The 15,841-nt window shown below is 63.4% G+C and carries 13 protein-coding genes, 1 pseudogene and 1 other annotated feature; of the genes and pseudogenes, 7 read left to right on the forward strand and 7 right to left on the reverse strand.

All coding sequences use genetic code 11. From position 1 onward, the window contains the following. The first annotated feature begins 389 nt into the window (after nt 1-389). From ACQCSZ_RS20545 to ACQCSZ_RS20555, 3 genes are all read left to right on the forward strand, one after another. On the forward strand, nt 390-1,376 hold the full coding sequence (locus ACQCSZ_RS20545; RefSeq protein ID WP_427005489.1) for an HAD-IIA family hydrolase: 987 nt from the start codon (nt 390-392) through the stop codon (nt 1,374-1,376). Between the two features lie 76 nt (nt 1,377-1,452). Continuing rightward, on the forward strand, nt 1,453-1,731 hold the full coding sequence (locus tag ACQCSZ_RS20550) for a helix-turn-helix domain-containing protein (RefSeq protein ID WP_427005490.1): 279 nt from the start codon (nt 1,453-1,455) through the stop codon (nt 1,729-1,731). Beyond that, the gene (locus tag ACQCSZ_RS20555; protein WP_427005491.1) at nt 1,715-2,524 is read left to right on the forward strand and encodes an ISL3 family transposase; all 810 of its coding nucleotides are present in this window, start codon (nt 1,715-1,717) and stop codon (nt 2,522-2,524) included. Before ACQCSZ_RS20550 ends, ACQCSZ_RS20555 begins: the two co-directional genes overlap by 17 nt. Before the next feature lie 47 nt (nt 2,525-2,571). Here the strand turns inward: ACQCSZ_RS20555 and ACQCSZ_RS20560 are convergent, their stop codons facing one another. The 3 genes from ACQCSZ_RS20560 to ACQCSZ_RS20570 all read right to left on the reverse strand — a co-directional run bounded on the left by ACQCSZ_RS20560 (nt 2,572) and on the right by ACQCSZ_RS20570 (nt 5,241). Further along, complete coding sequence (locus tag ACQCSZ_RS20560) at nt 2,572-3,414, reverse strand: transposase (RefSeq protein ID WP_427005492.1); 843 nt, start codon at nt 3,412-3,414, stop codon at nt 2,572-2,574. 5 nt (nt 3,415-3,419) lie between these two features. After that, nucleotides 3,420-4,037, reverse strand: coding sequence for an IS110 family transposase (locus ACQCSZ_RS20565; protein WP_427005493.1), 618 nt, complete (start codon nt 4,035-4,037; stop codon nt 3,420-3,422). 616 nt (nt 4,038-4,653) lie between these two features. Next, nucleotides 4,654-5,241: a TetR/AcrR family transcriptional regulator gene (locus tag ACQCSZ_RS20570; protein ID WP_427005494.1), complete on the reverse strand. Its 588-nt coding sequence runs from the start codon at nt 5,239-5,241 to the stop codon at nt 4,654-4,656. A gap of 310 nt (nt 5,242-5,551) precedes the next feature. On the opposite strand from ACQCSZ_RS20570, the gene ACQCSZ_RS20575 reads away from it, so the two are divergent. Continuing rightward, nucleotides 5,552-5,881, forward strand: a complete 330-nt coding sequence (locus ACQCSZ_RS20575; protein WP_427008404.1) for a cupin domain-containing protein — start codon at nt 5,552-5,554, stop codon at nt 5,879-5,881. A gap of 124 nt (nt 5,882-6,005) precedes the next feature. Here ACQCSZ_RS20575 and ACQCSZ_RS20580 read toward each other — a convergent pair. Both ACQCSZ_RS20580 and ACQCSZ_RS20585 read right to left on the reverse strand, forming a co-directional pair. Continuing rightward, a pseudogene (locus ACQCSZ_RS20580) lies at nt 6,006-7,227 on the reverse strand (IS3 family transposase). Beyond that, nucleotides 6,834-6,948: a sequence feature (AL1L pseudoknot), on the reverse strand. (Overlaps the previous pseudogene by 115 nt.) 228 nt (nt 7,228-7,455) lie before the next feature. Beyond that, a complete protein-coding gene (locus ACQCSZ_RS20585) occupies nt 7,456-8,655 on the reverse strand; it encodes an IS4 family transposase (RefSeq protein WP_427005495.1) in 1,200 nt (399 codons plus the stop codon). A gap of 167 nt (nt 8,656-8,822) precedes the next feature. Here ACQCSZ_RS20585 and ACQCSZ_RS20590 point away from each other — a divergent pair, with 167 nt between their 5' ends. Together ACQCSZ_RS20590 and ACQCSZ_RS20595 are read left to right on the forward strand one after the other, a co-directional pair. Continuing rightward, nucleotides 8,823-10,265 (forward strand): IS1380 family transposase, encoded by a 1,443-nt coding sequence (locus ACQCSZ_RS20590; RefSeq protein ID WP_427005496.1) that lies wholly within the window; start codon nt 8,823-8,825, stop codon nt 10,263-10,265. A 235-nt stretch (nt 10,266-10,500) separates the two neighbouring features. Further along, entirely contained in the window at nt 10,501-10,752 is a 252-nt protein-coding gene (locus ACQCSZ_RS20595) for a tyrosine-type recombinase/integrase (protein WP_427005497.1), read from the forward strand. Nucleotides 10,753-11,321: 569 nt separating this feature from the next. Here ACQCSZ_RS20595 and betT read toward each other — a convergent pair. Continuing rightward, entirely contained in the window at nt 11,322-13,421 is a 2,100-nt protein-coding gene (gene betT / locus ACQCSZ_RS20600) for a choline BCCT transporter BetT (RefSeq protein WP_427005498.1), read from the reverse strand. A 560-nt stretch (nt 13,422-13,981) separates the two neighbouring features. Continuing rightward, nucleotides 13,982-14,362 carry a cupin domain-containing protein gene (locus ACQCSZ_RS20605; protein ID WP_427005499.1) on the reverse strand — a complete coding sequence of 127 codons (381 nt, stop codon included), beginning with the start codon at nt 14,360-14,362 and terminating at the stop codon, nt 13,982-13,984. A gap of 1,034 nt (nt 14,363-15,396) precedes the next feature. Here ACQCSZ_RS20605 and ACQCSZ_RS20610 point away from each other — a divergent pair. Next, entirely contained in the window at nt 15,397-15,810 is a 414-nt protein-coding gene (locus ACQCSZ_RS20610) for a cupin domain-containing protein (protein WP_427005500.1), read from the forward strand. Nucleotides 15,811-15,841: the final 31 nt, after the last annotated feature.

Genomic DNA, 15,841 nt, shown 5'->3' on the forward strand with positions numbered 1-15,841 from the left:
CTGGGCCAGCGAGCTCGCTCATTCAGCCAGCGTACGGGACGACCCACGCAGCGGCGGACTACCAAAATGGATAGTTTAAGCCATCCCGAATTAGCGTTGCCACTATCCGCAGATGACAGGACGATTGGATGTAAGGCCCACCTCTAAAGGAGGAGACCCTTTGGAAAGGAAGCCCGTGCTACAGACTTTAGATTCTTGTCTTGATACGTGGATGGACCGGGAGGCTCTCGCCGAGGCCATGATTCCGGTGATCGTCCGGCTGTACCGCGATAATGTTCGTCAGTATGTCGGCATGAACGAAAACACTTTCGCCCACAACATGACCCGTAGCCTGGTCATAAACGCGGTGCTCATAACCACGGCGAAAACGACTCTGGATGACGTCGTCGATGACTGAGCGGTTGATCGACAGATATGACGGCGTACTCGCGGACCTGGATGGCGTCGTTTACACCGGGCCGCGGGCAATCCGCGGGGCAACAAAGGCCCTGGCGAAGCTCGCGGGGGAAGGTAAGAGCCTCGCTTACGTGACGAACAACGCGTCCCGCTCGTCCGAGCAGGTGGCGGCCCATCTCCGGGAGCTGGGGGCTCCAGCCGGTGCGGAACAGGTGTTCGGTTCGGCCCTGGCCGGCGCGGAACTGCTGGCCGGACAGGTTGCTGCGGGGTCGGCAGTCCTCGTCGTCGGGAGCGAGACCCTCGCGGATGCGGTCAGGGCACAGGGGCTCGTCGTCGTCCGCACCGCCGATGACCGACCGGATGCCGTCATCCAAGGGTTCTCTCCGGGGCTGGGATGGAAGGACCTCGCGGAGGCTGCCTACGCCGTGGCCGCGGGTGCGGTCTGGGTGGCCACGAACACCGATATGTCTCTTCCGCAGGAGCGCGGGATCGCGCCGGGGAACGGTACGCTCGTGGCGGCGGTTGCCGCTGCTACCGCGAAGTCGCCATCGGTCGCGGGAAAGCCCGGGGCCGCCCTCTTCGAGACCGCCGCCCGCCACTCCGATATCGACCGCCCGATCGTGGTGGGGGACCGGCTCGACACCGACATCCTCGGTGGAAACCGCGCGGGTATGGCCACGGCGCTCGTCCTCACAGGCGTGGACTCGGTTCACACAGCCTTGGCAGCACGGGTGGACGAGCGCCCGGATTACTTGATCGGCTCCCTCGAGGAGTTGTATGAGCAATACCCGGCGGTAACGTTCGACGGCATCTCGTACTCCTGCGGTGGGGCAGTTGCCTCTGCGACCGACTCGACGGTGACCATCAGCGGAAGTGAGGACGACCTCGACAACTGGCGTGCCGCATGCGCCGCGTGGGCAGTCCACCCCGAGGTGACCCCGGCTGCCGCACCAGAGGTCAGTTTCACAACCGCTCGTTAGGAACCTTGCCTTGGTGCGCTGACATAGCCGTCCTCCGGATGCATACAGGGGCGGCGGCTTTTGCGGGCCGGTGGATGTGCTCTGGTCCAAGTACCGCTGGTACTGCGAAGAACCCGCCTGCGACCGGCTGTCGTTCTTCGAATCCACGCCGCAGGTCCCGCGCCGCGCCCGCTCCACCAGCCGGCTCCGGGACCAGCTCGTGGACGCCGTCATCCGCTCCGGCAGGGCCGTATCGGAAACAGCTGCGGGCTTCGCCGTGTCCTGGTGGATGGTCCGGGCGGCGCTGAACGAAGCGTGCCTGCTGCGGCTGCCCGACGTGGACAAACTCAGCCCCCCGGATGCTGGGCATCGATGAACACCGGTTCCGGTCCGTGCGCTACTTCCAAAACCCGGCCACGAAGGCCTGGACACGATTCGAGCCCTGGATGACAACGATTGTGGATCTGAACACCGGACAGGTCCTGGGCGTCGTTGACGGCCGGGACCACAAAGGCGTCGGGATCTGGCACTTCGCCCGGCCCCTGCAGTGGCGGCTGGCCGTGCAGGTCGTCGCGATCGACCCCTCGGCGGCGTTCCGAAAAGCGTTGCGGATGTGGCTTCCCCGCACCGCAGTCGCGGTCGATCACTTCCACCTGATCTCGCTGGCCAACCAGGCCATGACCGAGACCCGGCAGAACCTCTCCCAGCAGGTCAAGGGCCGCCACGGCAGCGCCGTCGACAAGGCCTGGGCCCACCGGATGCTGCTGCTGCGCGGCGGCGACACACTCACCCAGAAGGCAGCACACCGGCTGGAAGAAGTGTTCGCAGCCGACGATCCGACCGGCACGCTCCAAGCCGTCTGGAAGGTCAAGGAACAGCTCAGGGCCCTGCTGCGCACCGGCTCCCTGGAGGACGCCGAAACTGCGAAAGCCGAACTCGAGAAACTGGTCAAGGCGGCCGCACGGCCGGAAACAAACAGGCTCTACCGCACAGTTTGCCGGTGGTGGAAAGAGATCGAGGTACTCATCATCACCGAAGTTACGACAGGCAAAGTCGAGGCGAACAACACCGCCATTAAGAACATCAAACGCACTGCCCGTGGCTACCGCAACCCAGACAACTACAAATCGGTTATTCTCTTGAAAAGTGCCGTCCGGACGGCGGCATGATGCTCATTCCAGGGGATTCATTTCCCCACGAACCGCGAAGAGATTCCCTAACGCTTGTCAAGCCTTTTTTGGCTCTGGACGGCAGGCATGGTTGAGTGCACCGTCACCGCTGTTTTGCCGGTGGCGGGGTGTTGATGCGTGCCGGACATCCCGGGCCAGGGCATCGCCGGCGCTGTCGCCCTGGCTGGTGGAGGGTGGTCGAGAGCGGGAGCTTGTGCCGGGCCCGTATCCGGTCTGGATGGTTGGTCTGGTATTTGTCGTGTCAGGCATGCCCGTTTCGCTTCGACGGTGTGGGACCGGGACTGGGTGCGCTGTTTGTCAGTGACGGTATGGCGGGAGGCGATGAGCTCTTTCGCGGCCCGTTTGGTGACAGAATTCCCCTCGAGGTCACGCAGTTCATACATCCGCTCGGTGGTCAGGGTTTTCCAGGTCCTTTCGGCCACTTTCCTGGCGACGGCGATCGTGGCCTGGGTGTGGCAGTGGCGGTGTTCGGTCATGAGGCGGTGGTAGAACGCGGCCAGCTGTGGGTCCGTGGTCCGGGCGACGCTGCCGGCCTGGTAGAAAGCCAGGCGCAGCGGTGCCGGCCCCTCCTTACTGATGGCCCGGCGGGGCTGATTCATCGTCCCGGTGGACCAGTTCGAGGGCGTAATCCCGACGTAGTTCGCGGCCTTCTTGGCGCTGTCGAACCCGGATCCGTCGCCGAAGTAGGCGCGGATACACGGACCAGTTGGGATTCCTGCAGGTCGGTCAGGTGTTCGGTGACGTCGACGGACAGCGCGCCCAAGGTCCAGGTGCCCTTCCCAGAAGTCTGCCCATCCCCGGGCCGCGGTCTTGATCACGGCGGCACGGGCGGGTGTGTCGGAGACATCGCGGGTGTGCTCGGCGACCACCCCGGTCAGGGTTGCCGCGCGCGCGGATGCCAGAGATCGGAGGTGGGCCAGCGTCCCAGCACAGCCAGTGCGGTTGACTCGGATCCCGCGAACGCGGTCCACAGGTCCGGAAAGGCCCAACGGGCCAGGGACAGCAGCCGCCGCCAGTACCGGTTGCCGTCGATGACGGCACCGGCCCGGCGGACCACGGCCCGGCGCAGCGCCAACTGTCCCGGAGATGCCAGGACCAGCGGTGGTGGGTCGAAGATCTCCCCGGCGTGGGTGAGCACTTCGGAGTCGATGACGTCGGATTTGTTCTTTCCCATGATGGCCTCGCGCAGCCGTGCGGAGTGCCGGGCGCCGATCATCTCCATCTGTCCGCCGGCGCGTTCGACGGCGAGGGCCAGCGCGAGCCAGGTCATCGAGGTCGGTTCCACGACCGCTGTCAGCGGCGCCTGAATTGCGGCCAGCCGCTGGGAGAGTCTCTCCAGCCCGGCGAGTGTCGGGTCAATCGTGAAACGGCTCAGATGCTCTGTTCCGTCGTCGAAAAACTCCCGGACGGCGATATGGTGCCGGGCCGTGATGGCCGCGTCGATACCTGCCACTGCCCGCACGAGCCCTGCGGGCTTATCCTGATCCTGCATGATGGTTCTCCCTTTTCGCAACGAATACGTGCGATGGGACAACCCGTCGTTGCCGGTCCACCAGCCGAGTCACCAGGCCGGGTATCCCATTCTTGGGAGAACCGTCATGCGTTACTTTGAGCGCCGGCGGCGACCTCCCTCGCACGCCCGCAACTGCTGAGGAAGCGTCGTATACGGCTCCCGCGCTTGTAAGTCATCCGGTGCCAAGTCCGGAGACGAAACCGGTGCTGCGCACCGTTCTCCTCCGGCCCACCAATTCCCTCAATCGGGTCTGCTTGGAAGACAGGCCGGGGGCGTCGATCTCTTTCACGGGCCATGACGCCCAGCCGAAAACCGGAACCACCCCGGCCCCTCCCAAGGCCACCGTAAACGACGACCACCCACCTCAACAGGGGGTACTTAGGAGATACAAGCCGGGAAATCGCGCGGGCGAGTCGCGAAAGCTGGTAGGTATGGAGTTTGAAGCTAAGGACCTCGGCCCGTGGGCAGCGGCTGTTTCCCCCGGCGTTGCGGCCCTTTCTGCCTATGGAGCGGCGCCGTCCCTAGTCAGGAGCCTGATGCGGGTTCAAAATGCGCGCAAGAAGTCAACCAGTCCCGTAAGCGTTGGGTGCGTAGTTCAGACGCCGGCTTTGAGGAGAAGCGCGTCAATCATCATGAAGAACTGGGCGCGGTGATCGGTGGCCTTCGGGTCGGTCATATATTGGATGGCCGCTCCGTCGTAGATCATGAGAAAGATCCTCACCAGCGTGGGGAAGTCTATGAGGCAGTGGTCGCCGTTGCTTTGGGCGGCGGCGGCGAAGATATTTCCCAGTTCCACTTCATAGGCGGGATAAATTTTCGCGGCTAGCGGGCTGACGGCGGCATTGCGTGTTGCCCACAGAATGAGTTCTATCTCAGAGAGGATGCTAGCGGGCTCTTCCTCCAGTGCGCGCCAGTAGCCTTCGGCCACCTGTTCCACGGCCTTACGGAGTCCCAGATGGACCGGGACGTCACGGGAAAAGCGGCTCAGGTTCTTAAACCATGCCCCGGCGGCGGCGTCCATGAGCTCTTCTTTGTTACTAAAGCAATAGTGAGCCGTAGCCAGGGGAGCATTAGCCTCCTTGGCGATGGCTCTGATGGTCACCGACTGAACACCCTCACGGCGCATAAGTTCAACCGTCGCAGCAATAAGTTGTTCTTTTCGTTCTTCAGCGGATACCCGCATGGCTCACTCTCCAGTCTCCCGTTTGGCCCGGCAGGGACACTTCCTTAAGACTATTGCTTGAGTGTCTAAAAAATGTTCAAGATCTCTGTTCAGAACGATTGACTTGAACATTCGTCCGTGAAAAAGTAAACACACTGCAGTGACCTGCATCACGATGATGCGATGTCACCTAGGTCCAGCAAAGCATGTCGTAGTGCAGCCTCCCCACTGAAGAAACGGTGAAAACACAATGGCCACATCCACCCCTCAGCCCCCGCCACGGACGACGGGGGAAGCGATCGATTTCTGGCCAGCGCAGGCCTTGACCCCCATGAAGGACCGGTGGCAGGGCCTCCGCTGCAGGTTCATTAATTCCCATCCTGAAGGCCCTTGGGACGACTTCATCCTCTCTGAGTGGGAATTGGAGGCCTGCGCCTGGGAGGACTTTCACCCGCACACCGAGACGAACTACGTGCTTGAAGGCGAACTCCACATCGAGAGTGGAGGAGAGACCGTCATCCTCAAGCCGGGCGATTCAGCCCGCGTAAATTCGGGACGAAAGGGCAGATACTGGGCACCCGTCTACGCGCGGATGGTCACTATCTACGGACCCAACCCCGAAGGTGCGGAATCGCATTCCTTTCGATATCTCGAAGTCTGAGCCCGGGCGACCATTATGGAAGGTGATCAATTTGGATGATTGGGCGGAGACACGCCACCCTGTTTTCGACGGGTAAGCGGTGCGGTAGATCGTCTGTCAAGCCCAGGGTTTTGTGGAGGCGTTTTTAGTTGGAAATTGAGAGCAGTTCCGGTCCCGGGTGGCCGGCGTGGAGCTGCTCGTATTCGGCTGGCGGGACGTGGCCTAACTCGCCGTGGAGCCTTCGATGGTTGTACCAATCGACCCATTCGGCGACGGCGACCTCGAGGTGGTTGATGTCACGCCATGGACCCTTGTTCCGGACCAGTTCGGCTTTGAACGGCGAGTTTAGAGCCTCCGCCATGGCATTGTCGTAACTATCGCCCTTTGAGCCCACCGAAGCCACAGCCTCCTCGGCGGCGAGGCGCTCGGCATAGCGGATGGCCCGATACTGGACCCCCCGGTCGCTGTGGTGGGCCAGGCCCGTGAGGTCGGTGCCGTCCCGGGTCCGGGCCCAGATGCCCATTTCCAAAGCGTCCAGGGCCAGCTCGGTGTAGAGGCTGGTTGCCACTTGCCAGCCTACGATGCGGCGCGAGAAGACATCCAGAACGAACGCCGCGTGGACCCAGCCGGCGAACGTGCGGACGTACGTGATGTCGGCGACCCACAGCCGGTTCGGTGCCGCAGCCTGGAACCGGCGCTCGACCAGATCCGAGGGCCTGCCGGTCTCCGCCGCCGGCCTCGTCGTGCGCGGCCCCTTGGCCCGCGATATCCCGCGCAGGCCCTCGACCCGCACGAGCCGTTCCACGGTGCAGCGCGCCGCCGGGATCTCCTGCCGGTGCAGCTCCTTGTGAACCTTCCGGACCCCGTAGACGCCGTAGTTCCCGGCGTGGATGCTCTCGATCTTTTCCCCCAGCTCCCGGTCGCTGACCGCTCGGGCGGACTCCGGCCGGGACCGGCGGGCGTAGTACGTGCTCGGGGCGAACTGCAGCGCCTTGCAGATCGGCTCGACCCGTGTTCATCGCGGTGCTTGTCCACGAAGGCGCACATCACCTCGACGGGCGGTCGAGCTCCGCCGCGATAGACAAGCCGAGGCCTGCTTCAGGATCGTGTTCGCCTTAGCGCAGCTCACGGACCTCACGCTCGAGCTCGGTGATCCGGTCCGCGTCCGCCGTCGTCGTCCCCGGGCGCAGGCCCTCGTCGATCTCGGCCCGGCTCACCCAGGTCCGCAGCGCCTCGCGATTCACCCCGAGCTGCTCACCGTTCCGGCGGTACGCGCCGGTCCTGGTCTCAGGGTCCTTCCGTGCATCAATGGCCATCCGCGTTGCGCGCTCACGCAACTCGACCGGGTACTTCCGTTGTGCTGGCATGGGAATCATCCTTCCGGGTAATCGATGTCTCCATCAATCCCGGTGCGATTCACTCCGAACGTGAAGCCTAGCCCCAATACTGTTTACTTAGGCTTTTTTGGTATTCGCTTGAGTGGCCAGTTCGACATTTTCCTTTTGATGACGCGGGGGTTGGTTCTTGGCCGGCGCGGGGGCAGCAGTTCATGCAGGATTTCGCGGCAGAAGACCGTGAAGGCCTCCGCCAGACGCTCAGGGGGAAATAGCCGGGCGCGCGGCGAGGGAACGCCGTACTGCCCGGAGGGTGCGGGTGAAAGAGAACCTCAGGGGGTCTTCCTCGAAGTGGTGGGCGACGTCGCCGATGAGGGACCGGATGGCGTAGTGCACGCAGAGGTATCCGTAGATTTCCTGCAGGACCCCGTCGGGGGTTTTGGAGCGCAGCACGGTCCCGGGGCCGCGCTGGTGGGTTTTGAGTTCATCGAAGCAGGACTCGATTTCCCAGCGTTTGGCGTAGGCTTCGGCAAGGTCCTCCGCGGAGGCGGCGTGCGGGTCAAGGATCGTGGTGATCAGCCGGAATTCGCTGCTCGTGTCGCCGGTGCTGACGGTGTATTCGATCGCGCGCACCCGGATGGGGTCCGTGTTGTTCCGCCGTGTCTTCGGGTTCGCGTAGACGGCGGAGAGGTAGGAGCCGTCGGCCAGGTCCTCGAGCACGGGCAGCACGGCGTTGGCCTTGACCCGCCACAGCAGTTGCGCACCGGTTCCGGAGCTGTCCTTCCAGGCCGTGTAGGAGAAGAACCCGCGGTCGGCCATGGCCAGCATGTCCGCCTCCAGCCGGTGGAGCAGGCCCGGATAGAGGTCGTGCTCGGACGTGGAAAAGCCGGAGACCACGGCCCCGATCACCGCGTGCGTGGCGCATTCGACCAGGCCGAGCACCCGCGCCTGCGGGTAGGCGCTTTTCAGATCCGTGGCCGTGCCCGGCCTGCCATACGCGCGCTCGTTGGCCTCCGTGTCCGCCAGATCCAGGCAGGTCCCGTCCACGGACACCAGCCGCCAGGAGCCGTGGAATCCCGGACCGCCCGGGAGTGCCAGAGGCTTCGCGGTCTCGGCGAACAGTTCGGCCATCACGGCGGAACCGAGGCGGGTCCGGGCCTTGAAGATCGCGGCCTTCGTCGGCATCTGCCAGTCCCGGAACCGGCCCGTGATCCATTCCATGCCGGCCAGCAGGGACCGCATCACTTCCTCATACGAACCGGCCGAAAACAAGGCCAGCGCCATCACGTAATAGACCATCAACCGCGACGGCAGCAACCGGTTCCGCTGCTCACGGGCCCCGGTCCGCCCAATCACCGCATCAACGACATCCGGCGGGAAAACCCGCGTCAAAACACCGAGCGAGACGTGGTCACTCAACCGCTCAGGACCCTCGGGAGTCACCCATCCGCTACGCGCCATGCCGAAAGATTAACACAACTACTCTAAGTGAACGGCATTGAGCCTAGCCCGGGGTTTTCATCAATGTTGGGCTGAGGGGTGTGTTTAAGAGACGAAAAGGTGCTCTGACAAGGGAAAATAGGGGTGTCTACGCCGTTATTTCCGTGTCTTGAAGGAGCACCTTTTCGATGCACCAGCCTACCAAGGTTTTCCCGTCCGTCCCGGTCACTTTCACCGGCCAGTCGCTGGTCTCCCATGCCGGAGGACGGATCCTGACGTCATTCATCGACGCCCTCGGGTTCCGGGATCTGTGCGAGGACCGGCTGGGCCAGTTCGTCCCCGTGACGGCCTCGCACCGGCCCGGGAGGCTGCTCGGGTCGCTGGCGGTGATGCTCGCCGCCGGCGGCGAGCATGCCTCCGACCTGGACATCCTGCGCTCCCAGCCCGGCGTGTTCGGCCAGGTGCCCTCGAACGCGACAGTCTCGCGGTTCTTCGAACGCACCGTGAAGAACCCGGACGTCTTCGATTACGGCTTTTCGACCCTGGCCAAGGAACTGCGGACCCGGGCCTGGGAAGCCGCAGGGGACCGCAGCCCCGCGGTGAAGGCGACGGCCGCGGACCCGCTGCTCATCGACCTCGACGCCACCTTGGTGACCTCGCACTCGGACAAGGAACAGGCCACCGGAAACTACAAGGGCGGTTTTGGATTCGCCCCGTTCACCGCCAGCATTGATTATGGTGCCGGCAGCGGCACCGGGGAGGAACTCGCGGTACTGTTGCGTCACGGCGGGGCCACGGCGAACAACGCCGGGGACCACATCCGCATCTTCGAGGCCGCCATCGCCGTCCTGCCCGACGCCCTCTACGGTGAGGACGAGGAACTGGACGGGGAGAAGATCCTGGTCCGCACCGACAGCGCCGGCGCGTCCCGGAAGTTCCTCTGGTACCTGCATTCGCGCGGCGTGCAGTTCTCCGCCTCGTACCCGGTTCCGGTCGGCAAGGCCCACATGATCGACTGGATCAACGACAAGAAATACTGGCAGCCGGCCCTGGACCAGGACGGGGTCGAACGCGACAACGCCTGGGTCATCAACGCCACCCAGGTGATCCCGCTCCAGGACTACCCGCCCGGGACGAAGATCTTCCTGCGCGCCGAACCGCTGCACCCCGGCGCGACACCGACCCTGCTCGACATCGACGGTCACCGTGTGACAGCGTTCCTGACGAATGCCCCGCGCTGGCACGGACCTTTTCTGGATGCCCGGCACCGGGCCCGCGGCCGGGCCGAGAACCGCATCAAAACCCTAAAGAACACCGGGCTCGGAAAGCTCCCGTTCTTCGATTTCGCCGCCAACCAGGCCTGGGCCAACCTCGCGGTCCTGGCCGCGAACCTGGTCTCCTGGCTCCAGCTCACCGCCCTGCCCGACGGCCACAAGGCACGGGGCTGGGACATCAAACGCTGGCGCTACCGGCTCTTCGCCACCGCCGGGAAAATCATCACCCGCGCCCGCCGGAACCACCTGCTGCTGCCCGCCGCCGCGCCGGAGCAACCCCTCATCGCCGCCCTGCTCGAAGCCATCAGCCGGATCGCCGCAGCCGCGAACCGCCCCGCACTCCTGCTGCGGGCCTGACACCGCAGCCCCCGTCAACCAACGAGCAGGAAAGAAGAACACCAACGGGATCAGTGGAAACCCGCGCACCGCCCGGCGCCCCCGGGCCTTCAGCCACGCCCGAAATCCGATTCAGGCCGCCGGGACGGCAAAAACCAGGCCCGGCGCCCCGACCGCCATCCGATGAAAAATCCGGGCTAGTGCGTGCAGCGAAGAGGCCTCCCTCTGCTCTGGATCCTGCCCAAGTGACCGATTCATGGCCGATCTGCTGACCGCCAGTGATCGTTCGATGGCGCTGTTGATGCAGCTGGGCGGACTGCGCGCGTCAGAGGTACGACCTGCTGGCACTGACCAAGTTGATTTTGGTCTGCGGCGGGTCAGGGTTACGAGCAAGGGCGGAAAGGAACGGGTCGTGCCGGTCGACGCGTCATTGTTCACGGAACCGGCGTCCTACCTGGCGCCGAGCGTCCGGCCGGCGGCACTGCCGGTGAATGCTTTGAGGTGTTGAACGGACCGACCATCGGCCATGCCCTGACCGAAGGCCGGTTGCGGTTGATCTTCCGCACCCATCGGCTGAGGCCAGATACCCCGCACGGGCGTCCGCGCGCCTGCACTTTACCCATGGCAGGAACTCGCCTGCCCGGGACCGAACTGCTGGTGCTGCGCCATCTCATGGGCCACTCCAGATATGTCCGTCCGTCGGCAACAACGCTGGCCGAGGAGCACGCGGCGTCCAGATCTCGATTGAAGTCATGATGTCTTCTGCCAAAACCCGTCCTCTCGGCCGCGCCTGGTGGGACAGATCTGTGCGAGGACTACTTCCGGTTCGTCGCGCCCATGCGGACAAACCTGCCCGGAGCGGCGATGACCAACTTGTTCCGTGTCGGGGAACGTGCTTTCCGCGCTCTCAGGCCTTGGGCTGGCAGCCATGAAACGGGGTGAACATGAATACGCAAAAGACGAACAGGGTGGGCGACGAGGTCACCCACCCTGTTCGTCTTGATTTCTCGTGTCACTCCGTAGCGCGGAAGACCGTCCTGCCGCCATCTCCACGGGTGTTACATCCGCAGGCTCCGCCTATGCGAGAGATCCGGTCGCCGGTGGTGCCGACGGGGTGATGAGCGAAGGGTGGTCGTACTCGTTCGAGTAGGCCAGGAAGCCCAGGTGGGCCTCGTAACGGACGAGGACGTCTTCCATGATCTGCTGCGGGGTCACGCCCATCAGGTCATAGCCCTCGGAGCCGGTCTGCGCGAAAACCTCCACACGGTAGTAGACGTCGGATTCACGGTGCATGCCTCGGCCGAATTTTGGCACCGAAGCTTCTACAGCCTGGAGCTGATAGTGGAAATCGCGGTGGTCCGGGATGGTGACCACGAGCACATGGCTTGGGACACCCGTGTTTTCGTTCGGGATGGTGTCCATGGTTGCGTCATGGCCCTGTTTGGTGAACTCCTCGAGGGCATCGGCCAGTGCCGGCTGCGCCGTGAATTCGATGAACCGCGCCGCCTCGTCCTTGGACGGGTAGGAACGTATCCGTGCCAGTCGCTGGCCCCAGGTGCGCTCCGGTACGTGGCCGCCGTGCGCCGCCGTCGAGCGTCGACGCAGTACCCGGCCCTCTAGATCCGCCCGTTCCATCCGCAGCGCTTTGGTGAAGGAGGCCATTACCAGCCATGCGATGATCGTCACCGGCAGGCCGAAGATCAGTGTGGCGTGCTCCATGGTGGTCACGCCGCCGGCGACCAGCATCGCGATGGTGAGCACCGCGGTGAGTACGGCCCAGAAGATGCGCAGCCACTTGGCCCCGTCCTGCGACGCATCCTTGATGTGGGAGGAGAAGTTGGACATCATCATGGCGCCGGAGTTGGCGCTGGTGAGATAGAACAGCATCCCGGACAGTGTGCCCAGCCCGATCAGGAAAGAGGCTCCGGGGAACATTCCGAGCAGCGCATACCAGCCCTGTTCCGGGCTGTCCACGGCCAGGTGGGCGAACTCCATGTTGCCGCCCAGGACCTCGTGCATGGCGCTGTTGCCGAAAATGCTCACGATCAGGAAGTCGCACAGCACCGGGGCGGTGATCGCGGCGATGACGAACTCGCGAAGGGTGCGGCCGCGCGAGATGCGGGCCAGGAACAGGCCCACGAACGGGCCCCAGGCCAGCCAGAAGGCCCAGAAGAACAGCGTCCAGCCGCCCATCCACTCCGAACCGCCCTCCTGGTACGCGAAGGTCTGCAGCGTGCGGCCCGGCATGGTGACGACAAAGCGGCCGATGTTCTCCACCAAGGAGTTGAGCAGGAACGAGGTCTGGCCGGTCGCCAGGATGTACAGCAGCAGGGCCGCGGCGCTCCAGATGTTCAGCTCCGCGATCCAGCGGATCGCTTTGTCGACGCCGGAGGTGCACGCCGCGATGGTGAGTATGACGGCGACAATCACCAGCGCGATCTGCAGGGCCAGGCCCTGCTCCAGGCCGAACATGATGGCGAACCCGACGTCCAGCAGCACCACGCCGATCCCCATGGCCGTGGCCACACCGAAGACCGTGCCGACCAGGGTGACGATGTCGATCGCGTCGCCGATGCCGCCGCGGACACGCTTGCCGAGCAGCGGATACAGGGCCGACCGGATGGACAGCGGCATGCCCCAGCGGTAGGCGAAATACCCCATGGCCATGCCGAGGAGCGCATACATGGCCCAGCCGGCCACGCCGTAGTGGAACATGGTCCAGACCACGGCGTCCTGGGCCGCGGCGGCCGTCTGGCCGCTGCCCTCCGGGGGCGTCATGTACTGGGTGATGGGTTCGGTCACGGAGTAGAAGAGCATGTCGATGCCCACACCGGAGGCGAACAGGTAGGCCACCCACGTGAAGAGCTTGTACTGGGGACGGGAGTGGTCCGGGCCCAGCCGGACCGAGCCCACCTTGGATAGCGCCACCCACAGGACAAAACCGATTACTACAGTGACGGTGAGGACGTAGAACCAGCCGAGGTTCTGCGCGATCCAGGCCACCACCGTTTTCATGGTGGCGTCCGCGTTGGTGGGCGCCAGCATCGCCCAGACAGAGAAGGCCATGATGATGGCTGACGCGATGATGAAGACCCGCCAGTTGACCTTGGGCCCGCGGTCCTCAATGACTACGGCTGGCGCGGTGTCAGGTTCTTTGTCGGTGATGGTGATGCTCAAAGGTCCAACTCCAATTCTTTGGTCTCTGCTGCGTGAAACGCAGCACATCATGATGGTGTTCGCGGCCTTTTGCTGGTCGGTCAGGTTGAAATCTCGATGCAGAGGTGCCGCTCGAAGTATTGACAGGGAGCAGCCACCCGCAGATGCCTTCAAGGCACAGGCTGGGGACGCCTTTCCTGCTTTTTCGATGGTCTCCAGCAACGAAATGCCGGCCGGAACTTCCAATCTGATGCCGCTACGAGCCAGGTTCACAGCGAACCGTTGGCCCTCGTCAATTTCGGCCACGCCGAGGGCTTGTGAATGCAGCGAGCCAGTCAGCCAACCAAAATCCCGGATATGCGGGAGGTGAAAGCTGACCCGGTCACCGATGGCGGTATGCACCGCCGGTGAGTGCCCAGCGCCGCCCTTGGTTTGACGGCGGAACTGGTCTATTCGGAAGGTGGCTGCCTGAAGCGTGAGCGAGTGGGCAGTTAATACGGAACAAAAGAAGGCAGCGGATAACGGCCATCGGCTTCGGGCCCCGCGCCTGTTGGCATGGACGCGGAACGCATGGTCGGTCCTTAGGGTGCGAAGGTGCGGTCGCCGGCGAAGAACCCCAGGCCGTACTCAGGGGTCTCGAACTTCACGGTGGTGCCCTTGGGGAAGAACAGTACGTCGCGTTCCTTCGCGTGCGTCACTTCGCCCGTGGTCTGGTCCGTGAGGATGAATTCACCCTTGATGACAACCTTCATTTCGTCGTAGGTGTACGTGTACACCAACGGCTCGGAGGCCTCCAGCTCGAAGAATCCGGCGCACATGACCGACCCCTCGGGGTTGTGGAGGGAGTCGCCGATCGCGGAGATCGTCCCCGGCTCGTTCATCGACGGCAAGCCGATGAAGCCGTTCTCTACCTTGTGGATGGATCCGGCCTTGCTCAGAGTTCCTACGAGGGTGGTTTCCATGGTGTATCTCCTATAAATAGTGCGGTGAAAGATTCGTCAGAGCTGTTCATCATTGTCAGAGCTGGGGTGCACAAGGCTGCGTTGAAGAACCAGGCTGGAACGCCGCTGGGGGGCTCCGTGAGGGATCGCCTGCAAACCCGAAGTTTGGCATTTGTACTAACCGGCTGAGCTCTGCGTTGAGCCCTGCCGGTGTGATGCCAGTCACGTTGTTCGTCCCACAAACTTTGACATGAACAGAAGTTCAAGTCAATCGTTCACTACAAAGATTTCAAACCTCTTTTTTGCCAAAGCAATGGCATAAGGAGGGCTCCAGATGGTGACGCCGCATCGCGGATGGGATCCGACTCAGCTCGGCCAGTCGCGCCCAAGGAGCCCACAAATTCACATAGGCCCTGCCGCCGAGACCATTACGTTCCGCAAGAGGCAGCCTCCGGACGTTAGCGAACAGGGGCACCCCCTGCAGGACTCCCGGACGAGTGAACACTTTAAACCTTATTGTCCGGGCGCCTCTTCAGCCGATGCGATGACCTCGCCCCTGTTCAGCTTTACAGACGAAATCCAGGAGCGGCGGGGCCAGTCCCCCGACGCTCCCGCCGACATCCTTCCCAGCAAGAGTCCGAACGATGTAAAGCAGACATGACCACTGCAGCAATGAGCATGACCGAGCAGGGCTCGCCGTCCATCGTGGCCCTCGCCAGGGGGCCATGGCGCCGCCGAGTGGCCGGCCCGTGGGGGTCGGGCTGGTGGGTAGCCGAGCAGGCCTCTCCAAACGAGGGGGCCGCGCTGTTTTTCGCCGAGCAATTCGTTTCGGCTCGCCTGGCAATCAAGAGCATAGCCACCCCTTCACGCGGACCAACCCAAGCTTTACGGCTGCAGGTCATTTTCAAAAGATCTAACATGAACGCTTGACTAGAACAGTTGTTCATGTCACGGTTATGGCAGCACGGTGATCCACCTCACTATGACGCGATGTAACTGACATTCACCGGGCAAGTCTTTAGAGAAGATTTCCGACTATTGAAACGGTTGAAGCCATGAATGATGCAGGCACCATTCAGTCCCCGACAGCGACGACGGGGAATGCAATTGATTTCTGGGCCGCGAAGCCTATGGAGGCCCTGGGCGGCGACTATGGGCGGCTGCGCTGCCGGTTCATAAATGCTCATCCAGTGGGTAGCTGGGATGACTTTGTCCTCTCGGAATGGACGCTGGATTCCTGCGCCTGGGAGGACTTCCACCCGCACAGTGAAACTGCTTTCGTACTGGAGGGCGAACTCCATATTGCGAGCATGGGCAAGACTGTCATCCTGAGGCCGGGCGATTCGGCCCGGGTCAATCCGGGCGGCCTGGGCCGGTACTGGGCACCCGTCTATGCGCGGATGATCACCATTTATGGCCCTAACCCCGAAGGCCTGGAATCGCACTCTTTCAAGTATTCCGAAGTCTGAGCCTGACGTACCCCTAATGACCGCACGCCCT

The organism is Pseudarthrobacter sp. H2, assembly GCF_050157045.1.
In the GTDB taxonomy this organism is placed as follows: Bacteria; Actinomycetota; Actinomycetes; order Actinomycetales; family Micrococcaceae; genus Arthrobacter.